Origin of the sequence: Pigmentiphaga litoralis (assembly GCF_014651835.1) — a bacterium.
GTDB lineage: Bacteria > Pseudomonadota > Gammaproteobacteria > Burkholderiales > Burkholderiaceae_B > Pigmentiphaga > Pigmentiphaga litoralis.
The window spans coordinates 674387-694445 of sequence record NZ_BMXQ01000001.1 but is presented as its reverse complement, the minus strand read 5'-3'; the positions used below and the strand labels follow the sequence as shown (position 1 = coordinate 694445).

The following is a 20059-nucleotide window of genomic DNA, read 5'->3' as shown; positions in this document are numbered from 1 at the left end:
TGTGTGTGCGCTGGTTCTGGTGCGTGGCCTGGCTTGTCAGCGCGACGCGGCCAGCGCGGCGTCAATGGCGCGCTCGAGGCGTTCCATGCCGAAGGACACGTCGACCAGCACGCCGTTCACGTAGAACGTTGGCGTGGCGCGTACCCGCAGCGCCGTGCCCAAGGCGATGTGTTCCTGCACACGCTGCAAATAGACGTGGTCGTCGAGCTCGCTCTTGAATCGGAGCATGTCCAGTTCCAGCTTTTCGGCGTAGGTGACCAGATGCGCATGGTCCAGATGCGATTGATGCTCGAACAGCAGATCGACATAGGGCCAGAACTTGCCTTGGGCGCCAGCAACTTCTGCGGCCTCGGCAGCCAGTTCGGCGTGGTGATGGACTTCCAGCAGCGGAAAGTGCCGGAACACGTAACGGACATCGTCGGCGCGGCGCTTGAGCAGCTGGTGGACTGCGCCATGTGCTGTCCGGCAGTTCGGACATTCAAGGTCACCGTATTCGATGATCACGACGGGCGCGGACGCGGGACCGATAATGTGATCGATGGCCTTGTCAGGTATGAGTGCGGTGCGGTCTGGCATGTGGAGCCCCCCTAGGCGCTTCGCGCCTCCCCCAGGGGCGACACTGGCGGACCGGCGAAGCCGGATCCGCGGTGTCCCTGGTGGGAGTGTGTGCTTGCGTATCGTTGTTCGAGAATAGCCGCAATGTCCGGTTTCGTTAACCCCCCGATTGGTGGTGCCCTGGGTCGGCGCGTCGATGCATGGGGTAACACGTTGCTGTGCTACGGGTGCGGGGGTGGCGGCACAATCGTATTGTCCTATTTTCATCTGGCGCCTTCATGAAGATTGCTACGTTCAATATCAACGGGATCCGGGCCCGCCTGCCGGCGCTGCTGGAGTGGCTGGCGCGAGAGGCGCCTGATGTGGCGTGTCTGCAGGAATTGAAGACGACGGACGCAACGTTTCCGGCGGACGAGATCCGGGCCGCCGGGTACGGGGTGATCTGGCATGGGCAGAAGTCGTGGAACGGCGTGGCCATTCTGGCGCGCGACAGCAACCCGGTGGAAACGCGGCGGGGCCTGCCGGGTTTCGAGAATGACGAGCACAGCCGCTACCTTGAGGCGGCGGTGGATGGCGTGTTGATCGGATGCTTGTATTTGCCCAATGGCAACCCGCAGCCCGGGCCCAAGTTCGAGTACAAGCTGGCCTGGTTCGAGCACTTCATCAACCACGCGCAAGCGTTGTTCGACAGCGGCCACCCTGTCGTGCTGGCGGGCGATTACAACGTCGTGCCCACCGACGAAGACATCTACAACCCCAAGTCATGGCTCAAGGACGCGCTGCTGCAACCGGAAAGCCGCGAATGCTTCAGGCGGCTGGTGGACCAGGGCTGGACCGACGCCCTGCGTGCGCAGTATCCCGATGAACGCATTTACACGTTCTGGGATTACTTCCGTCAACATTGGCAAAAGAATTCAGGCCTGCGCATCGACCATTTGCTGTTGAGCAAGGACCTTGCGCCGCGCCTGCAATCGGCCGGGGTCGATCGATGGGTGCGGGACCTGCCGCATGCCAGCGACCACGCGCCGACTTGGATCGTGCTGGGTGAGGACAAGGCGGCGGTGAAGAAGGCGGCGGTAAAGAAGACAGCAGTGAAGAAGACAGCAGCGAAGAAGGCCGGGGTGAAGAAGGCTCCTGCAAAAACCTCGGCTGCAGACGACGCGCCCGCCAAAAAGACGCCCGCAAGGAAAACGTCAGCCGAAAAAGCGTCTGCCGGAAGAACGTCTGCAACGAAGACGGCGGTCAAGAAGCCGGCAGCGACGAACCCTTCCGCGAACAAGGCGCCATCCAGAAGAACCGCAGCGCGGAAGACGTCGGACTGACGGCGCTCGCCGCCACCGGCCCGTTCGTCAGCCTGCTGACCGTCCCGGCCTGCGGCCTGCGTCATCACGGCGTACACTACCGCCCTTTCCGGACCGGCCCTGCTGCCGTCCGTTCATCCCGGACCTGCGTGCCCGGCATCCCCTGCCGCGCCACGCGTCTGCCCGTCACAGGAATCATCCATGCAGGCCCTCGCCCGCCTCAGCCGTTTTGTCGGCAACACCTTCGCCATCTGGGTATTGCTGTTTGCCATCATCGCCTTCTTTGCGCCCGCGCAGTTCACGTGGCTGGGCAAGTACATCGTGCCGCTGCTTGGCGTGATCATGTTCGGCATGGGCCTGACGTTGTCGAAGGAAGACTTCCGCGAAGTCGTGCGTCGCCCGCGCGACGTCGCCATTGGCGTGGCGGGCCAGTTCATCATCATGCCGGGGCTGGCGTTCATCCTGACGCAGGTCCTGGACCTGCCGCCCGAAGTCGCGGTGGGCGTGATCCTGGTGGGCTGCTGCCCGGGCGGCACGGCGTCGAACGTCATGACCTTCCTGGCCCGCGGTGACGTCGCGCTGTCGGTAGCGATCACGTCGGTCACCACCCTGCTTGCTCCCATTGTCACGCCCGCACTGATCTACTTCCTGGCCAGCCAGTGGATCGAGGTCAGCGCTTCGGCCATGTTCTGGTCCATCGTGCAGGTCGTCGTGCTGCCGATCGCCCTTGGGGTCGCCGCCCAGTACCTGCTGGGCAAGCGGGTCCAGCACGGTGTGGCGGTGCTGCCGCTGATCTCGGTGGTTGCCATCGTCGCCATCGTCGCGGCCGTGGTGGCTGGCAACCAGGCGCGCATCGCCAGCAGCGGGCTGATGATTTTTGCGGTCGTTGTGTTGCACAACGGTCTGGGTCTGTTGATCGGCTACGGTCTGGCCAAGGCCTTTGGCATGAGCGTCGCCAAGCGCAAGGCCATCTCGATCGAAGTCGGCATGCAGAACTCGGGCCTGGGCGTGGCTTTGGCGACCGCGCACTTCTCGCCGCTGGCAGCGGTCCCGAGCGCGATCTTCAGTGTCTGGCACAACATCTCGGGCCCTTTGGCCGCGACGGTGTTCCGCCGCTTCAAGGACGAACCGCGCCAGGACGCTACACCGCGGGCGTAACGTCAGGGCTGCGCGTCGGGCGGGAATCTGCAAGAATCGGGTCCCGCCCTGCTGCCGAGCACGCCGCCATGCCCTACATGCTTCTGATCGTCGAACCTGTCGAACAACGCAGTGAACGGACCGAGGCAGAAGGTCGTGCCCTGTACGACCGCATGCTTGGCTTCGGCGCCGATCTGCACGGCCGTGGCCTGCTGGTCGCGGGCGAGTCGCTCGTCTCCCAACACAAAGCCGTCCGGGTCCAGAAACGGGGCGGCCGTCAGCGCCTGATCGACGGCCCCTTTGCCGAAGCCAAGGAAATGGTCGGCGGCTTTTTCCTGCTCAACTGCGCCACCCGCGACGAAGCGGTCGAGATTGCCGGCACCTGCCCCGCGGCCGAATGGTGCACGGTCGAAGTCCGCGAAGTCGCGCCCTGCTACTTCTGAGCCGCCGCGACCAGGGCCTACCGGTTTTTTTTCTGGTCACGCAGCTTTCCTGTCGAGCCCCTGTCGATTTCGGGCCCACCCGATCGTCGTGGCAGTAGAGGCGACCCTTTCCGCCTTGCAGGAGACCCCGATGCGTTTCATGATCCTGGTCCGGGCCACGCCCGAGACCGAAGCCAGCGCCCTGTTTGGCGATACGGCCCTGATGGCGGCCATGACCGACTACCACGACGCCCTTGCCAAGGCGGGCGTCCTGCTCGATGCAGGAGGCCTCAAGCCCAGTGCGTCCGGCTGGCGCATCCGCTACGCGGGTGATCGCCGCACCGTCATGGACGGCCCGTTTGCCGAAACCAAAGAGTTGCTGGCCGGCTATACGCTGATCCAGGTACGCTCACGCGACGAAGCCCTGGAATGGGCACGGCGATTTCCGAATCCCATGGGCGCAGGCGCCAGTGCCGAGATCGAAGTGCGCCCCTTGTACGAAGCCGAAGACCTGCCCGCCGCCCTGACGCAGCACCGGCCGCCCCAGCCAGATGCCGCTCAAGCTTGAGCATGCTCGATAACGACACCTCGCCGAATTCCGCCAGTACCTACCCACGCCAGCCCGCCCAAAGGACACCGCCATGCACAAGCACATCTTCGTCAATCTGCCCGTGACCGACCTGCCCCGCAGCAAGACCTTCTTTGCCGCCCTGGGCCTGACCTTTGAACCCCGGTTCACGGACCACACGGCCGCCTGCATGATTCTTGGCGAAAACATCTTTGCCATGCTGCTGACGACCGAAAAATTCCAGGGCTTCACGCCCAAGCCCATCAGCGATGCCCATACCAGCACGGAAGTCCTGGTGTGCCTGTCGTGTGAAAGCCGCGCCGAAGTCGAAGATCTGGTCGCCAAAGCCGTGGCTGCAGGGGGCACGTCGCCCCAGCCGCCGATGGACTATGGCTTCATGTACGCCCACGGATTCACCGACCTGGACGGCCACATCTGGGAGCTGATGTATATGGACATGAGCGCCGCGCCGCCCGAGATGCAGTCGCCCCCGCCCGCCGGGACCGCATCGGGCAGCCCCGACCACCAGGCCACCACCTGACAGGCCACATGGATCCCGCGGCTACCCATCGTGCGATCGACGCCGTCTGGCGTATCGAGTCCGCGCGCGTCATCGCCGCGGTTGCGCGGCGCGTGCGTGACGTCGGCGTCGCTGAAGAACTGGCGCAGGACGCGCTGGTGGCGGCGCTCGAGCGCTGGCCGCGCGACGGCGTCCCCGACAATCCGGGCGCCTGGCTCATGACCACGGCCATCAACCGGGCGCTGGACCGCCTGCGTCAGCAGGCGCTGCATGCCCGCAAGAACGAGCAGTATGGTCAAGAACAGGAGGTCCTGTACGGCGCGTCGGCGCCCGACCCGGCGGACACGGTCGCGGCGGCGCAAGACGACGACGTCGGCGACGACCTGCTGCGCCTCATCTTTACCGCGTGCCATCCGGTGTTGCCCACCGATGGTCGGGTCGCGCTCACGCTCAGGTTGCTGGGCGGCCTGACGACCGACGAGATCGCGCGGGCCTTCCTGGTGCCCGAGCCCACCATCGCACAACGCATTGTCCGCGCGAAACGGACGCTGACGGCGGCGGCGGTGCCGTTCGAAGTGCCCGATGCCCAGGCCCGGCCCGAGCGCCTGGCGTCAGTGCTCGAAGTCATTTACCTGGTCTTCAACGAAGGCTATAGCGCGACCGCGGGGGATGACCTGATGCGCCCGGCGCTGTGCGACGAAGCCGTTCGGCTGGGCCGTGTCCTGGCCCAGCTGGCCCCCGACGAGAGCGAAGTACAGGGTCTGTTGGCGCTGATGGAGTTGCAGGCCTCGCGCGCCGCCGCCCGCGTCGACGCTGCCGGCCGGCCGGTGCTGCTGGCCGACCAGGACCGCTCGCGATGGGATGCGCTGCTGATCCGGCGGGGCCTGGCGGCCCTGGAACGTGCCGAGGCACTGGGCGGTGGCGATGGCCCCTATGCGTTGCAGGCCGCGCTGGCTGCCTGCCATGCCCGCGCCACGACGGCGCAAGCCACCGACTGGCGGCGGATCGTTGCGATCTACAACGTGTTGATGATGCAATGGCCGTCGCCTGTCGTCGCCTTGAATCGCGCGGTGGCCGTCGGCATGGCGGAGGGTCCGCAGGCGGCGCTGGCGTTGGTGGATGAACTGGCGCGCGATCCTGCGCTGGCCAATTACCCGTGGTTGCCCGGCGTACGTGGCGACCTGCTGGCCCGCCTGCATCGCCCCGACGAAGCGCGCGTCGCCTTCGAACATGCGGCCGCCCTGACACGCAACGCCAGGGAACGCGCAGCACTGCTCGCCCGCGCGGCCGCCATGTCGCCTGCCGCGCCGACATGACCCGGCCACATTGGTGTGACATCCTCAAATGTGGCACTCTTGCCGGTTGCGCGCCGCGTCCCGCTGTCGGGACGCACGTGGCCGCCACTTCCTGAATGTGTTTGTCATGACCTCTGCACCACCCACTGAATCGCATCATGCGGCCGCGCCGCCCGACTCCCGCACGCTGGCCACCCGCCGCGAATGGATAGGGCTGGCCGTCATCGCCCTGCCCTGTCTGGTCTATGCCATGGACCTGACCGTGCTCAATCTGGCGCTGCCCGCGATCAGCGAACACCTGCATCCATCCAGCTCGCAGTTGCTCTGGATCATTGATGTCTATGGTTTTCTGGTGGCCGGCTTCCTGATCACCATGGGCACGCTGGGCGATCGCATCGGCCGCCGCAAGCTGCTGCTGATCGGCGCCGCCTTCTTTGCGGTGGCGTCGACGCTGGCTGCCTTTGCCGACAGTGCCGGCATGTTGATCGCAATGCGCGCCCTGCTCGGCATTGCCGGGGCGACGCTGGCGCCTTCGACGCTGTCACTCATCCGCAACATGTTCCACGACGAGCGGCAACGGCAGTTCGCCATCGGCGTATGGATCGCCAGCTTTTCGGTCGGCAGCGCGATCGGCCCGCTGGTCGGCGGCGTGCTGCTCGAGTTCTTCTGGTGGGGCTCGGTGTTCCTGCTGGCCTTGCCGGTGATGGCGCTGCTGCTGATCGTCGGGCCATCGCTGTTGCCCGAATACAAGGACCCGAACGCCGGCCGGATCGACCTGGTCAGCGTGGCGTTGTCGCTGTTCGCGGTGCTCAGCATCATCTATGCGCTCAAGCAGCTCGCCGAGCATGGCCTGCATACGCTGCCGCTTGCCCTGCTGGCCGCGGGTGTGGCGGTCGGCACCGCATTCATCCGGCGACAGAAGACGCTGGCCTATCCGCTGCTCGACCTGGCTTTATTCCAGAGCCGCCCCTTTAGCGCGGCCATCACGGCCTATGCCCTGTCCTGCCTGGCGATGTTCGGCGTCTACATCTACATCAGCCAGTATCTGCAGCTGGTGCTGGGCCTGTCGCCCTTGATGGCTGGCGTGGCGCTGCTGCCCTGGGCCCTGGGCTTCGTGTTCGGGTCCCTGCTGTCGCCGCGGCTCTCGCGCCATGTGGCACCCCAGACCATCATGATCTGGGGCCTGCTGTCCTCGTCCGTCGGGTTTGCATTGGTGTGGATGGCAGGCACGTCATGGGGCCTGCCCGCGCTGATCGCCGGCACCATCGTCATGAGCCTGGGCATGGCGCCCGTGTTCACCGTCGGCAATGAAATCATCGTGACCGCTGCGCCGCCCGAGCGCGCCGGGTCGGCGTCGGCGATTTCCGAGACCAGCGCGGAGTTCAGCGGCGCACTCGGCATCGCCATCTTTGGCAGCCTGGGCACGCTGATCTACCGGATGGCGGTCAGCGATGGCCTGCCGGCCAGCCTGTCCGCGGAGCAGCGCGCCACCTCGCTCGCCACGCTGGGTGGCGCCGTCGCCACCGCGCAGGCCGCGCCCGGTCCAGTCGCCGATGCGCTGCTGTTCGTGGCACGGGATGCATTCGTCAGTGCACTGCAGTTCACCGCGCTGGTGGGCGGCGTCCTGGTGCTGCTGGCGGGCGTACTGACCGCGCGGATCCTGCGCGACATGCCGCCCAAGGCCTAGAGCCGGTCCGTCCAGGCTTGGGCGCTTCAACTCCGGATGTGCAGGGCCGGATGTGCAGGGCCGGGCTTTCAACCGATGGTAACGGCGTTGGAAGCCCGGCCGTACGGGCTGCTAGCATGTCCGCCGCAGTCCAGATGAGGAAGCCATCATGCAAGAACGTCCCTTCGGCGGCACCGGCCGCCAGGTCCCGGTCATCGGTCAGGGCACCTGGAACCTTGAACTTGCGCCCCGCGCCCAAGCCATCGCCGCATTGCAGCGCGGCCTGGACCTGGGCCTGCGCCACATCGACACCGCCGAAATGTACGGCAACGGCGACGCGGAATCCCTGGTTGGCGAAGCCATCGACGGCCGCCGCGACGAGGTGTTCCTGGTGTCCAAGGTGCTGCCGTCGAACGCGTCGAAGCAAGGCGTGCGCAGCGCCTGCGAGCGGTCGCTCAAGCGCCTGCGCACCGACCGGCTGGACTGCTACCTGCTGCACTGGCGCGGGTCCTATCCGCTTGAAGAGACCTTTGCTGCGTTCGAAGACCTGCAGCGTGACGGCAAGATATTGAATTTTGGCGTCAGCAACTTCGACGTGGATGATCTGGAAGAGGCGGTCGACGTGCTCGGCCCCGGCCGCATCGCCTGCAACCAGGTGCTCTACCACCTGAAGGAACGCGCGATCGAACATGCCGTGGTTCCGTGGTGCGAGGACAACCAGATCGCGGTCGTCGCCTACAGCCCATTCGGCCAGGATGCCTTTCCGTCCCCGGACAGCGCCGGCGGGCGGGTGCTTGCCGCCCTTGCCGATGCCCACGGCGCCACGGCGCGGCAAATCGCGCTGGCTTTCCTGACCCGAAGCAATGACGTGTTTGCCATCCCCAAGGCGTCTACCGCAGACCATACGGAAACCAACGCGGGCGCTGGCGACATCATGCTGAGCGACGACGACATCATCCAGATCGACAAGGCGTTTCCCCGCGGTGCCAAGCCTCGCGGCTTGCCGATGCTCTAGGACGCAGGTCGCACGGCGTCGCAGCGTGCCGGGTCAGGCGGGCGGACTCAGGCCCGACCGCCTCGGCACGCCGCGTTGTCAGGCCGCCTTGTCGGGCCGCGTTGTCAGGCCACCCTGTCAGGCCGGCCGCCCCGCCATACGCCCTTCGTGCCAGCGCAGCCCGCCCAGCATCACCAGCACCACGGCCACCAGCGGGAACATCATCAGGTTGATGGCATCCCAGCCGGCCGCGCCCAGCATGCGCCCGGAGCTGAACGACGACAGCGCCACCGTGCCGAACACCAGGAAGTCGTTCAGCGCCTGCACCTTGGACCGCTCTTCAGGCCGATAGCAGTCCGTGACGATGGACGTCGCGCCAATGAAGCCAAAGTTCCAGCCCACGCCCAACAACACCAGGCCGCCCCAGAAGTTGAACAGATCGAGTCCGCCCAATGACATCAAGGCCGCGGCGGCGATCAGCACCAGGCCCAGCGCCGTCATCGCGTACTTGCCGATGGCCGCAATCAGCCGGCCCGTGAACAGGCTGGGGGCAAACATGGCCAGCACATGCCATTGGATGCCGAGCGCCGCTTCGCCCACGGTATGCCCGCAACCGACCATCGCAATCGGCGCGGCGGTCATCACGAAGCTCATCAGCCCGAAGGTCACGACGCCGGCGGTGACCGCCACAATGAACTTGGGCGTCAATGCGATTTCTGACAAGGGCCTGCCTGAGCCGGTGGCCGTGACGGCAGGGGGTGGTGGAATGCGCAGCAGGGCAATCAGCGGGACGGCCAGCAGCGCCAGGGCGGCCTGTCCGAAGAAACTTCCGGCAAAGGGCGCAGCAGGCAAGGCATCGCGGGTCCAGATCACCACCTGCGGTCCGATCACCGCGGCAATCAGCCCACCCACCATCACTCGCGAGATCGCTTGCGGCCGCCACGCGGGCGCCGCCATGTCGGCCGCGGCAAACCGATAGCTCTGCACGCAGGCGCCATAGAAACCGGCCATTGTCGTGCCCACGCAGAACATGACGAAGTCGCTGCGCGCGATGCCCCAGGCCGCGATCAGGCCGGATACCAGACCCAGCACGGCGCCCAGCAGATAGGCCATGCGCCGTCCCATGCGCCGCATGATGAGCGCCGCCGGAATGGTCGAGAGCGCAACGCCCAGGTTGTAGAGACTGACCGGCAGCGTCGACAACGCCGTGTTGGTCGACAGCATCTGGCCGACCAGCCCGCCCAGCGAAATGATGATGGGCGCGGACGCGCCGCCCAGCGACTGCGCGGCGACCAGCAAGTGCAGGTTGCGCCGTTGCGAGGGCTCCGGCTCGGCGGCGGTCGCGGCGGCAGAGGCAGCGTTCGCGGACGCAGCGTTCGCAGCGGCGTTGGGGGCGGACGGCGACACCGCCGCGTCGGTCGTGACAACAGGTGGAGTCGACATCGTCAAGGCTTCCGCTTGGCGCCCGCCGTGTCGAACACGTGGGCAAGGTAACACTGCAACATGGTCCGCAATTCGTTCAGCAGCCCCGGCAGACCGGCCGCCTCTTCATCGATCAACGGCCCGACACTGCGCATCTGGCTGAGCAAGGTGGACGCCACCCGCGCGCCCTGGGCCGGTGGCACCTTGCCGGCAACGGCCAGGATGCCGGCCAGACTGGCGCGCATGTCCGCCCGCAGGCGGCTGCGCCGTCCGTCGGCATCGCCACGGGCATCCATCAACGCAATCGCCGCCGCCCGGTCGGACCGCAGGGTACTCATCAGGTCCACCAAACGATCCGCGAGGCGGGCGGCATCCAGGTCCGCGGCATCCGCCGTGATGGCGTCGAGCGACGCATGGATGCGCTCGCCGTAGCGGGCGAGCAACACGTCGGCCAGGACTTCCTTGGTCGGGAAAAAACGATAAAGGGACCCAATGGCCGTATTCGATCGTGCCGCAACTTCGGTCATCGTCGCCGCGTCGTAGCCCTTCTCCGCAAAGACCGCGGCGCCAGCGTCCAGGATCGCGGCCACGCGCTGCATGCCGCGCTCCCGTTTGGGTTCGCGCGCAGTGGCCACGGCGATTGACTTTTGCGAGGGCATCCTCAACAATCCTGATTTGCGAGTCTAGCCTCGCATTCTCGCACAGCCGTGTGCCGCGATGTCCCCCATTCAACCTCACGTTTCCCCGACCCCGAACACGCCAGCCGGCGGGCCCGAGCATGGCAAGCCGCCCGTCCCGCACAAACGCTGGGCGGCGTTGCTCCTGCTGTCGATTGTCTTTGCGACCCTGCTCGAGCTGGCCGGACTGTCGGCGGGGCTGCTGCTGGGGCCAATGATCGCCGCCATCATCGTCGCTTACGTGGGCGGGACGCTGAACGTGCCCAAGCGCCCCTTCCTGCTGGCCCAGGGCCTCATTGGCTGCATGATCGCGCACAGCATTCCAGCGTCGCTGCTGGGTGAAGTGCTCAAGGACTGGCCGGTGTTTGTCCTGGCCGTGGGCTCGGTGATTGTCGCAAGTGTGATTATCGGATGGCTCATGACCCGCTGGCAGGTCCTGCCCGGCACCACGTCCATCTGGGGCGCATTCCCTGGCGCGGCGTCAGCCATGACCCTGATGGCAGAAGCCTATGGCGCCGATTTCCGCCTGGTCGCGTTCATGCAGTATGTGCGGGTGGTGCTGGTCGCCATCGTCGCCTCCACACTGACGCGCCTCTGGGTCAGCGACGCCAATGTCGCGGCCACTGCGCCGGTCGCGCACATCCTGTGGTTCCCGCCGCTGAGCCTCATCGACTTTGCCAAGACGCTTGCGCTGGCTGCGGGCGGTGCGTGGCTGGCGCTGCGACTGCGTATCCCGGCCGGCCCGCTACTGGTGCCCATGGTGGTTGGCATCGTCCTGCAGAACGTGTTCGGGATGACGCTGGTGCTGCCGCCCTGGCTGCTTGCGCTGGCCTATGGCCTGGTGGGCTGGAGCATTGGCCTGCGCTTTACCCGCCCCATCCTCAGCTACGCCATGAAGACGCTGCCCCAAGTCCTGATCGCCGTCGTCACGCTGATCACTGTTTGCGGCGGCTTTGCCGTCATGCTCGTCGTGTTCGCCGGCATCGACCCGCTCACCGCCTACCTGGCCACCAGCCCGGGGGGCGCGGATTCCGTCGCCATCATTGCGGCCTCCAGCAACGTCGACATGCCATTTGTCATGGCCATGCAGACTGGCCGTTTTGTGGTCGTCCTGCTGATCGGCCCCGGCCTTGCCCGGTATATCGCGCGCCGATCCGGCATCGAGGACACGCCCACCCGCTAGACCAGACCGCGCTGCAGCGCGGTTTTCGCCCGGTCATTCGCGCCAGCCATAGAGGGTATGGCGGGCGATGCGTAGACAGTGCCAGGCACCCGGCCTACCTTAGCCTCCAGTACGACAGAACGATGACGGTCGCATCGTCATCCGTCGGATACCACGGAGAAAGAGCATGAGCCAGGCGTCCCTACGCAACCTCGTCGACGGCGAAACCGGCACTGTCAGCCGCGAGGTCTACGTCAACGACACCATTTTTACGCAGGAGATGGAGCAGATTTTCAGTCGTGCCTGGCTCTTCGTCGGCCATGAAAGCATGGTCCCGAATCCCGACGATTACTTCGTCAGCCGCATGGGCACCGACTCCGTCATCCTGACCCGCGACCGCCAGGGCGAGATCCAGGTGCTGCTCAATAGCTGCCTGCATCGCGGCATGAAACTGTGCCGCTATGACCACGGCAACAACCGCACGTTCACCTGTCCCTATCACGGCTGGAGCTACTCCACCGACGGCCGCCTGGTCGAAAAAGCAGGGGAACTGGTTGGCGTGCCGGGCTACAAGACGCACTACTTTTCCGAACTCGACAAGCAGGCCTGGGGCCTGAAAACCGTCGCCAAGGTGGTGAACTACAAAGGCTCAATCTGGGCCACATGGGACGCCGACGCCCCCTCGTTCGAGGACTACCTGGGCGACATGAGGCTGTATCTGGACTTCGCCCTGGACCATCGCGACGGCCGCGAAGGTGGATCGGAAATGATTGGTGGCGTGCAAAAGTGGCGCATTCCGTGCAACTGGAAAACCGCCGCCGAAAACTTCAACGCCGACCTGTATCACGACATCAGCCATCGCTCGGTCGATATCGTGGGCATCGGCCCGGGTGGCAAGGGCCGCCGCGATCCGACCCCCAACCGCGTGTCGATTTCGTTCAAGAACCTGGGGCATGGCCTGGTCGGCCGCGCGCCGTACACCGAAGAAAATCCCTACGCGCCCCTGTACGGCAAGTATCCGGAAGTCGAAGCCTATTACCGCCAGGTCTATGAAGACCGCGAACAACGCCTGGGCGGAAAAATGCGCGTGCTGCACAGCGTGGGCACCATCTTCCCGAACATGGCGATCCATGGCCGCCAGCCGCGCACCATCGCCGTCTTCCATCCGATCAGCGCGACCGAAACCGAAATGTGGCGCATCTACCTGGTCGACAAGGATGCGCCTGCTGCCGTGAAGGAAGCCGCGCGCGCCTACTACCTGCGGTACTCGGGCCCGGGCGGCATGACCGAGTCGGACGACATGGAAAACTGGTGCTATGCCACCGAATCCAGCACTGGCACCATCGCCCGCACCCTGGCCTACAACTACCAGATGGGCATGGGCCACGAGCAGCCGGTTCCGGGGCTGAAGGGCGCCGTCACCACCGGCGAATTCACAGAAGAGACCAATCGCAACTATTACGTGCGCTGGGCTGCCTTCATGGCGGGCACATCGTGGACCGACCTGATGGCCGGCGCGAACGACTGAGGACGAGACATGACACAGACCTATCTGGACATCGAACCGGCCTCGGTACAGCAGGAAATCGAACAGTTCTTCTATCGCGAAGCCGACCTGCTGGACGAACGCCGTTACGACGAATGGCTGACCTTGCTTGCTGAAGACATCCGCTACTGGATGCCCGTCGTGCGCAACGTACGGCGCGATGCCCGCGAACAGGAATACACCCGCGAAGGGCTTGACGTCGCGTGGTTCGACGAAGGCATCGAGACGCTGCGCCAGCGTGTCGCGCAGATCAACACCGGCATCCATTGGGCCGAAGAGCCGGCCTCGCGGACGTCGCACCTGATCACCAACGTGCGCCTGCTTGGCGCACCGGAAGGCCAGACGCTGGCAGCCAATGAGGTGCGCAGCAAGTGCCGCTTCATCGTCTATCAGAACCGGCTGGAAGGCGAAGTCGCATGGTTCGTCGGCAAGCGTGTCGACACCCTGCGGCGCACCGACAACGGGCTGCAGGTCCGGCGCCGCGAGATCTACCTGGATCAGACGGTGCTGCTCGGCAAGGCGCTGACGGTCTTTTTCTAGGCGCCGCGTCCACCACGCATTCGGGCTGCAGGTCCGCTGTTTCCAAGGCATGACGTCTCCTGCGCCATGTCACGCGGGCGGGGACGGCGCGCGTCCGTACCTGGGCGCGGTCGCAGGCCCTGTGGCCGTCAGGTCCCGCCGCCACCTGTCATGCCGCCGTAAAGTTTTCCGTCTTTTGTGGAGTGCCCATGAATCCCTTGCCAGTCATCGTGATCGGAGCCGGCCATGCCGGTGTCGAATGCGCGTTTGCGCTGCGCCAGGCCGGCGTACCGCAGGACATCCTCCTGATCGGCGACGAACCTCATTTGCCTTACGAGCGCCCGCCGCTGTCCAAGGCCATGTTGTCGGACGCGCTCGATATTGAGCGCGTTCAACTCAAGCCGATGGCGGCCTTCGACAAGGCCCGCATCACGCTTCGGCGTGGCGAGCGTGTCGCGCGGCTCGATACGGCATCACGCACCGTGCACCTGGCCGGCGGCGAAGCACTGCACTACAGCGACTGCATTCTTGCCACGGGTGGCCGTGCCCGGTTGTTGCCTGGCATGGACGCCATGCAGGTCCACGCGATCCGCACACTGGACGATGCCCTGCGGCTCAAGCCCGAACTGGTGCCTGGTCAACGACTCGTCGTCATCGGCGCCGGCTATCTGGGACTGGAAATCGCATCGACGGCCGCCAAGCTGGGCTTGCATGTCACCGTGCTGGAAAACGGCCGGCTGATGGGTGGCAAGGTCTCGCCGTATACCGAAGCGCGTTTTGCCGCGTTGCATCGCGACGCGGGCGTTGCCCTGTTTACCGGTGTCGCGGTGGCGCGCTGCGAAGGCGGGCCTGGGGATTGGCGGATCACCCTGGCCGATGGCGCGGAGCACGAAGCCGACCTGCTGCTCGTGTCGATTGGCGCGGTACCCAATACCGAACTGGCCGAGGCCGCCGGCATTCGTTGCCACGATGGCATCGAAGTCGACGCCCTGTGCCAGACCTCGGCATCCGGCCTGTTTGCGATCGGCGATTGCGCCAATGCCCATAGCCACCACGGCCAGCGCCGCTGCCGGATCGAAAGCGTGCAGAACGCCTTGTTCCAGGCGCGCACCGTCGCCGCGCAACTGGCAGGCAAACCTGTTGCGGCCGTGCGTCCGCCCACCTTCTGGTCCGAGCAATGCGGCAAGCGCCTGCAGATGGCGGGCCTCGTGCTGCTCGATGCGCCCATCGACGATCACGTCACCCATACCGACCGCGGCTGGGTGGTCGAACGGTTCCAGCAGGGTGCGCTGCGCGCCGTCGAAGCGGTCGACAGCCCGGTCGACTTCGTTCAGAAAACCCGAATGATTGCCGCGCCGATATCCATGGAGACGCCGGCGTGCACCACCTTGTCCACGGAGCCCCAGCATGCCTAGTGCGATTTTCGAACAACCCGATGGCGAGCGCGAGACGGTCGACATTCCCGAAGGCTGGACCCTGATGGAAGGGGCGCGCCGCGACGAGATCGGCGGCATCGACGCCGAATGCGGCGGCGGCGCGATCTGCGGCACCTGCCATGTGCAGGTCGATGGCGCATGGCTCGCGCGGCTCAAGCCGGCCGATGCTTCGGAGAGCGCCCTCCTCGGCATCGTGCCCGAGCGCACGGAAGGCAGCCGCCTGGCTTGCCAGATCGTGATGGATGACAGCCTGGACGGCATCGTGGTGCGCGTCCCGTCGGAACAGCTTGGTTTGTAGGACATCGGCAGATATCGGCCTGCAATACATCGGCCAGCAACACATCGGCCAGCAGGACATTGGCCAGTACGACATGTACGTCAATACGATTATCGGGAGAAGGTCGTGAGCGTGGCTTGGAATGAAAGGAAAGACGCGGCATGCCCGCGCGGTGTGGGAATCGCAACCGACGTGTATGCGTCCCATGCGCAGGGTACGGAGCTGTTTGATGAAAACGGCAAGCGCTACATAGATTTTGCGGGCGGCATCGGCGTGCTGAACGTCGGCCACCGGCATCCGCGTGTCGAAGCCGCGGTGGTCGATCAGGCGCGCCGCTTCATGCACAGCTGCTACCAGGTGCTCCCCTACAAGGAATACATCACCCTGGCCGAACGCCTGAACGCGATGGTTCCCGGCGATTTTCCCAAAAAGACGGTGTTCTTCACGACCGGAGTCGAGGCCGTCGAAAATGCGATAAAGATCGCGCGCGCCGCCACCGGCCGGCCCGCCGTCATCAGTTTCAACGGCGCATTTCACGGCCGCACGATGATGGGCCTGGCGCTGACCGGCAAGGTCGCACCGTACAAGATCGGCTTTGGCTCGCTGCCGGGCGATGTGTATCGCGCGCCCTTCCCCACCGCAGGGACCGATGCAGCAGTGGCGGACACGATGGCCGCCATCCACGACCTGTTCCGATACGACGTCGAAGCATCACGGGTGGCCGCCATCATCATCGAACCCGTGCAGGGCGAAGGCGGCTTCTATCCCGCGCCCGTCAGCCTGATGCGCCAGTTGCGCGCGCTGTGCAATGCCCACGGCATCCTCCTGATCGCCGACGAAATCCAGTGCGGCGTCGGCCGTACCGGCACCATGTTCGCGATGGAACACTTCGGCGTCGCCGCCGATATCACCACGGTGGCCAAGAGCCTGGCCGGTGGCATGCCCCTGTCGGGCGTGGTCGGCCGCGCCTCCGTCATGGACGCCCCCGCACCCGGCGGCCTCGGCAGCACCTATGCCGGCGCCCCGCTGGCCATTGCGGCGGCCCATGCCGTCCTGGATGTATTCGAGAAGGAAGCCCTGCTGGAGCACGGCAATCAACTGGCCCGCACCCTGCGCCAGCGCCTCGCGCGCGCTCAGGAACGTCATCCGGAGATCACCGACGTGCGCGGCCTGGGCCCCATGATCGCCATGGAATTCAGCGACGAGCAGGGCAAGCCGTCTGCCGCCATGGCGCAGGCGTTGCGCATGGAAGCACTTGAAGCCGGCCTGATCCTGCTGACCTGCGGCAGCTATGGCAATGCCATCCGCTTCCTGTTCCCGCTCAACACGCCGGTCGGCATCTTCAACGAAGCGCTCGACATCCTCGATACCGCGCTGGCCAACGTGCTGCGCCGGGAGCACACCGCATGACGACCCCTGCTGCTTCAACGGTTCCATCCCAGGCCAGCGGCCAGGCCGGCACACAGGCAGGCACCCCGCCCGGCGCACAAACCGGCTCGCACTGGATGCTGCGCAGCGCCGCGGCATCCGGCCTGACCGTGTGCTTTGCCAACCCAGGCACGACCGAACTGCCCTTCGTTGCAGGGATGGACGCGGTGCCCGAAGTGCGGCCGATCCTGACCCTGTTCGAAGGCGTCTGTTCCGGCGCGGCCGATGGCTACTACCGCATCAGCGGCAAGCCGGCCATGACGCTGACCCATCTGGGCCCCGGATTTGCCAATGCCATCGCCAACCTGCACAACGCACGGCGTGCGGGGTCCGCCATCTACAACGTCATCGGCGAACACATGTCGTGGCACATCGAGGCCGACCCGCCACTGAACAGCGACATCGAGTCGCTGGCGCGGCCTGTGTCCGCGGGCGTCTATCGTGCGGACTCGGTCGCGTCCCTGGCGTCCGTGACACGTCAGTCGCTCGACAACGTCGTGGCGCCCGGCGGCGGCATCCACAGCCTGATCCTGCCAATGGACCTGCAGGCCGCCGCCATGGATGCCCCTTTGCACGCCGCCGTCGCCAAGCCGATCGACACGCCGATGGATGGCGCCGCGATCGACCGCGTCGCAGCCGGCATCGCTGCGGGCAAACGCACCCTGTTGCTGCTGGGCGCCGATGCCTTGCACGAAGCCGCGTTGATCGAAGCCCTGCGCTTGCGTTCCCTGAGCCATGTCGAGATCGTGGGCGAGACCTTTCCCGCGCGCAGCGAACATGGCGGCGGGCTGCCGGCCATCCGGCGCTTCAACCCGTCGGCCGAACAGGCGCACCCGTACCTGCTTGGCTTTGACTGCGTCGCACTGATCGGCGCCAAACGTCCGGTCGCGTTTTTCGGTGCGCCCGGCTATCCCAGCTTTCTGGGCGACCCCGGCCGCACCGTGCCCCTGTGCGGCGGCAGCGAAGGCGCGCACGGCGTGCTGCGCGCACTGGCCGACACCTTGCGTCTGCCCGTGCAATCCCTGCAGGCGCCCGCCCCGGCGCAAGACCACGATCGCGACAACACCCTGACCGCTGAATCGGCGGCGCGCGTAGTGGCGGCCAACCTGCCCGCCAACGCCATCGTGTCGGCCGAAGGGCAGACACTGGCCTTTCCGTTCAACGCCATCGCAGCCGAAGCGCAGCGCCATTCGACCATCGTCCTCACAGGTGGCGCCATCGGCCAGGGCATTCCGGCGGCCTTTGGCGCAGCCATCGCGGCGCCCGACCGCAAGGTCATCGGCCTGCAGTCGGACGGCAGCGCGCTCTACACGATCCAGACCCTGTGGTCGATGGCGCGCGAAGGCGTGGACGCCACCATCCTGATCGCCTCCAACCGTCGCTACAACATCCTGCTCAATGAAATGCGCCGCAACGGCTACGAGCTGGTCAGCCCTGCCGTGACCGACCTGCTGCACCTGTCGCGGCCCGACATCGACTGGGTGCACCTGGCGCGCGGCTTCGGCGTCAAGGCGGACCGCGTCGGGACGGTCGCGGAACTGCGCGCATCATTCCGGCGCGCCATGGCCGAGCCCGGCCCGAAGCTGATCGAGGTCGTCCTTCCTTAACTTCTTTTGCGGATTCGCCATGCACGCCAACTACATTGCCGGACACTGGGTCGAAGGTGACGGCATCACCCGCAACATCAATCCGTCGGACACCGCCGACGTTGTCGGGATCTACACGCAAGCGACCCTGTCGCAGGTGGACGATGCCATTGCCGCTGCCGAGGCGGCAGCGCCTGCCTGGGGAAGCACGACGGCGCTGCAGCGCGCCGACATGCTCGACGCCATCGGCACTGAACTAATCGCCCGCAAGGACGAACTGGGCCGCCTGCTGGCCCGCGAAGAGGGCAAGACCCTGGCCGAAGCCACGGGCGAAGCCTGGCGCGCCGGCACCATCTTCCGCTTCTTTGCCGCCGAGGCCGTCCGCCTGCGGGGCGATCGGCTGCCGCAGCTGCGTCCCGGCGTCGACGTCGACATCACCCGCGAACCGGTCGGTGTCGTCGGGCTGATCACGCCCTGGAATTTTCCGCTTGCCATCCCGGCCTGGAAGATCGCGCCCGCGCTGGCCTTCGGCAACACGGTCGTGCTCAAGCCTGCCGATCTTGTGCCCGGATGCGCCTGGGCGCTGGCCGACATCATCAGCCGTAGTGGCGTGCCGCCCGGCGTCTTCAACCTGACCATGGGCCGCGGCGCAGTGGTGGGCCAGGCCATCCTGGATGATCCGCGCGTCGCGGCCATCAGCTTTACCGGCTCGGCCGCCACCGGCAAACGTATTGCCGAGGCCGCCATGCGGCGTCTGGCCAAGGTGCAGATGGAGATGGGCGGCAAGAACCCGCTCGTGATTCTGGACGATGCCGACATCGAACGCGCCGTGGATTGCGCCGTGCAGGGATCCTTCTTTTCGACCGGGCAACGTTGCACGGCGTCGAGCCGCCTCATCGTGCAGCGGGGCATCCATGACCGGTTCGTGGCGGCGATGAAGGCCCGCATGGCCAGCCTGCGCACCGACAATGCCCTGCTGCCGGGCACGGACATCGGCCCGGTCGTCGATGCCCGCCAATTGCAGCAGAACGAAGACTACCTGCGCATCGGCCGGGACGAAGGCGCCACGCTCGTCCAGGGCGGCGAGCGGCTGCGCCGGGATACCGACGGCTTCTACTTCTCGCCTGCCCTGCTCACCGATTGCGACAACAGCATGCGTGTGTGCCGGGAAGAGATCTTCGGGCCCGTGGCGGCGGTCATTCCCGTCGACAGCTACGAGGAAGCGCTGGCCGTGGCCAACGACACCGAGTACGGCCTGTCGGCCGGCATCTGCACTGGCTCGCTCAAACACGCCACCCACTTCAAACGCCACGCGCAAGTGGGCCTGGTCACCGTCAATTGCCCGACGGCCGGCGCCGACCACCACGCAGCCTTTGGCGGCCGCAAGGGGTCAAGCTACGGCTCGCGCGAGCAAGGCACCTACGCCGCCGAGTTCTACACCACCGTCAAGACGGCCTACACGGCGCCTTGATCCGCAGTGCCTGCCCGCAACTCGTTGTTTGACACCTGCAACGAGTTACCCGATTCAACGATTCACTCCCATTCATT

The 20059-nt window shown here is 66.0% G+C and carries 18 protein-coding genes and 1 pseudogene; 16 read left to right on the top strand and 3 right to left on the bottom strand.

The window, feature by feature from the left end; genetic code table 11:
* Window positions 1-36: 36 nt before the first annotated feature.
* Window positions 37-576: a DsbA family protein gene (locus tag IE116_RS02920; protein WP_189609601.1), complete on the bottom strand. Its 540-nt coding sequence runs from the start codon at window positions 574-576 to the stop codon at window positions 37-39.
* A 257-nt stretch (window positions 577-833) separates the two neighbouring features.
* Here IE116_RS02920 and IE116_RS02915 point away from each other — a divergent pair.
* The 8 genes and pseudogenes from IE116_RS02915 to IE116_RS02880 form a co-directional block, all read left to right on the top strand.
* Window positions 834-1601: pseudogene (locus tag IE116_RS02915) on the top strand (exodeoxyribonuclease III); the annotation flags it as partial.
* Between the two features lie 456 nt (window positions 1602-2057).
* Window positions 2058-3014, top strand: a complete 957-nt coding sequence (locus tag IE116_RS02910; RefSeq protein ID WP_189609597.1) for a bile acid:sodium symporter family protein — start codon at window positions 2058-2060, stop codon at window positions 3012-3014.
* 68 nt (window positions 3015-3082) lie between these two features.
* Complete coding sequence (locus tag IE116_RS02905; RefSeq protein WP_189609595.1) at window positions 3083-3436, top strand: YciI family protein; 354 nt, start codon at window positions 3083-3085, stop codon at window positions 3434-3436.
* 130 nt (window positions 3437-3566) lie between these two features.
* Window positions 3567-3983, top strand: a complete 417-nt coding sequence (locus tag IE116_RS02900) for a YciI family protein (protein WP_189609593.1) — start codon at window positions 3567-3569, stop codon at window positions 3981-3983.
* A 73-nt stretch (window positions 3984-4056) separates the two neighbouring features.
* Complete coding sequence (locus IE116_RS02895; RefSeq protein WP_229827974.1) at window positions 4057-4524, top strand: VOC family protein; 468 nt, start codon at window positions 4057-4059, stop codon at window positions 4522-4524.
* Window positions 4525-4532: 8 nt separating this feature from the next.
* Window positions 4533-5819: an RNA polymerase sigma factor gene (locus IE116_RS02890; RefSeq protein WP_189609591.1), complete on the top strand. Its 1287-nt coding sequence runs from the start codon at window positions 4533-4535 to the stop codon at window positions 5817-5819.
* A 106-nt stretch (window positions 5820-5925) separates the two neighbouring features.
* Window positions 5926-7485 (top strand): MFS transporter, encoded by a 1560-nt coding sequence (locus IE116_RS02885; RefSeq protein ID WP_229827973.1) that lies wholly within the window; start codon window positions 5926-5928, stop codon window positions 7483-7485.
* Window positions 7486-7633: 148 nt separating this feature from the next.
* On the top strand, window positions 7634-8479 hold the full coding sequence (locus IE116_RS02880) for an aldo/keto reductase (RefSeq protein ID WP_189609589.1): 846 nt from the start codon (window positions 7634-7636) through the stop codon (window positions 8477-8479).
* Between the two features lie 117 nt (window positions 8480-8596).
* Here the strand turns inward: IE116_RS02880 and IE116_RS02875 are convergent, their stop codons facing one another.
* Complete coding sequence (locus tag IE116_RS02875; protein WP_189609587.1) at window positions 8597-9901, bottom strand: MFS transporter; 1305 nt, start codon at window positions 9899-9901, stop codon at window positions 8597-8599.
* A 2-nt stretch (window positions 9902-9903) separates the two neighbouring features.
* On the bottom strand, window positions 9904-10539 hold the full coding sequence (locus IE116_RS02870; protein WP_189609585.1) for a TetR/AcrR family transcriptional regulator: 636 nt from the start codon (window positions 10537-10539) through the stop codon (window positions 9904-9906).
* Between the two features lie 58 nt (window positions 10540-10597).
* On the opposite strand from IE116_RS02870, the gene IE116_RS02865 reads away from it, so the two are divergent.
* The 8 genes from IE116_RS02865 to IE116_RS02830 all read left to right on the top strand — a co-directional run bounded on the left by IE116_RS02865 (window position 10598) and on the right by IE116_RS02830 (window position 19982).
* Window positions 10598-11740 carry an AbrB family transcriptional regulator gene (locus IE116_RS02865; RefSeq protein ID WP_189609583.1) on the top strand — a complete coding sequence of 381 codons (1143 nt, stop codon included), beginning with the start codon at window positions 10598-10600 and terminating at the stop codon, window positions 11738-11740.
* Window positions 11741-11906: 166 nt separating this feature from the next.
* Complete coding sequence (locus IE116_RS02860) at window positions 11907-13247, top strand: aromatic ring-hydroxylating oxygenase subunit alpha (RefSeq protein ID WP_189609580.1); 1341 nt, start codon at window positions 11907-11909, stop codon at window positions 13245-13247.
* Window positions 13248-13256: 9 nt separating this feature from the next.
* Window positions 13257-13805 (top strand): 3-phenylpropionate/cinnamic acid dioxygenase subunit beta, encoded by a 549-nt coding sequence (locus tag IE116_RS02855; protein WP_189609573.1) that lies wholly within the window; start codon window positions 13257-13259, stop codon window positions 13803-13805.
* 188 nt (window positions 13806-13993) lie between these two features.
* Window positions 13994-15199, top strand: coding sequence for an NAD(P)/FAD-dependent oxidoreductase (locus tag IE116_RS02850; RefSeq protein WP_189609571.1), 1206 nt, complete (start codon window positions 13994-13996; stop codon window positions 15197-15199).
* Window positions 15192-15518: a 2Fe-2S iron-sulfur cluster-binding protein gene (locus IE116_RS02845; RefSeq protein ID WP_189609569.1), complete on the top strand. Its 327-nt coding sequence runs from the start codon at window positions 15192-15194 to the stop codon at window positions 15516-15518. The genes IE116_RS02850 and IE116_RS02845 overlap by 8 nt, the downstream gene beginning before the upstream one ends.
* 105 nt (window positions 15519-15623) lie before the next feature.
* Window positions 15624-16907, top strand: a complete 1284-nt coding sequence (gene gabT, locus IE116_RS02840; RefSeq protein WP_229827972.1) for a 4-aminobutyrate--2-oxoglutarate transaminase — start codon at window positions 15624-15626, stop codon at window positions 16905-16907.
* The gene (locus tag IE116_RS02835) at window positions 16904-18532 is read left to right on the top strand and encodes an acetolactate synthase large subunit (protein WP_189609567.1); all 1629 of its coding nucleotides are present in this window, start codon (window positions 16904-16906) and stop codon (window positions 18530-18532) included. The genes gabT and IE116_RS02835 overlap by 4 nt, the downstream gene beginning before the upstream one ends.
* 19 nt (window positions 18533-18551) lie before the next feature.
* Window positions 18552-19982 (top strand): aldehyde dehydrogenase family protein, encoded by a 1431-nt coding sequence (locus IE116_RS02830; RefSeq protein WP_189609565.1) that lies wholly within the window; start codon window positions 18552-18554, stop codon window positions 19980-19982.
* The last annotated feature ends 77 nt before the right edge of the window (window positions 19983-20059 follow it).

Excerpts from the sequence above, each read along its gene's own strand:
- IE116_RS02885 (WP_229827973.1), top strand. The coding sequence starts at position 5,926 with ATGACCTCTGCACCACCCACTGAATCGCATCATGCGGCCGCGCCGCCC.
- IE116_RS02850 (WP_189609571.1), top strand. The coding sequence starts at position 13,994 with ATGAATCCCTTGCCAGTCATCGTGATCGGAGCCGGCCATGCCGGTGTC.
- IE116_RS02870 (WP_189609585.1), bottom strand. The coding sequence starts at position 10,539 with ATGCCCTCGCAAAAGTCAATCGCCGTGGCCACTGCGCGCGAACCCAAA.
- IE116_RS02835 (WP_189609567.1), top strand. The coding sequence starts at position 16,904 with ATGACGACCCCTGCTGCTTCAACGGTTCCATCCCAGGCCAGCGGCCAG.
- IE116_RS02905 (WP_189609595.1), top strand. The coding sequence starts at position 3,083 with ATGCCCTACATGCTTCTGATCGTCGAACCTGTCGAACAACGCAGTGAA.
- IE116_RS02855 (WP_189609573.1), top strand. The coding sequence starts at position 13,257 with ATGACACAGACCTATCTGGACATCGAACCGGCCTCGGTACAGCAGGAA.
- IE116_RS02910 (WP_189609597.1), top strand. The coding sequence starts at position 2,058 with ATGCAGGCCCTCGCCCGCCTCAGCCGTTTTGTCGGCAACACCTTCGCC.
- IE116_RS02880 (WP_189609589.1), top strand. The coding sequence starts at position 7,634 with ATGCAAGAACGTCCCTTCGGCGGCACCGGCCGCCAGGTCCCGGTCATC.
- IE116_RS02830 (WP_189609565.1), top strand. The coding sequence starts at position 18,552 with ATGCACGCCAACTACATTGCCGGACACTGGGTCGAAGGTGACGGCATC.
- IE116_RS02860 (WP_189609580.1), top strand. The coding sequence starts at position 11,907 with ATGAGCCAGGCGTCCCTACGCAACCTCGTCGACGGCGAAACCGGCACT.
- IE116_RS02875 (WP_189609587.1), bottom strand. The coding sequence starts at position 9,901 with ATGTCGACTCCACCTGTTGTCACGACCGACGCGGCGGTGTCGCCGTCC.
- IE116_RS02865 (WP_189609583.1), top strand. The coding sequence starts at position 10,598 with ATGTCCCCCATTCAACCTCACGTTTCCCCGACCCCGAACACGCCAGCC.
- IE116_RS02895 (WP_229827974.1), top strand. The coding sequence starts at position 4,057 with ATGCACAAGCACATCTTCGTCAATCTGCCCGTGACCGACCTGCCCCGC.
- IE116_RS02900 (WP_189609593.1), top strand. The coding sequence starts at position 3,567 with ATGCGTTTCATGATCCTGGTCCGGGCCACGCCCGAGACCGAAGCCAGC.
- IE116_RS02890 (WP_189609591.1), top strand. The coding sequence starts at position 4,533 with ATGGATCCCGCGGCTACCCATCGTGCGATCGACGCCGTCTGGCGTATC.
- IE116_RS02845 (WP_189609569.1), top strand. The coding sequence starts at position 15,192 with ATGCCTAGTGCGATTTTCGAACAACCCGATGGCGAGCGCGAGACGGTC.
- IE116_RS02920 (WP_189609601.1), bottom strand. The coding sequence starts at position 576 with ATGCCAGACCGCACCGCACTCATACCTGACAAGGCCATCGATCACATT.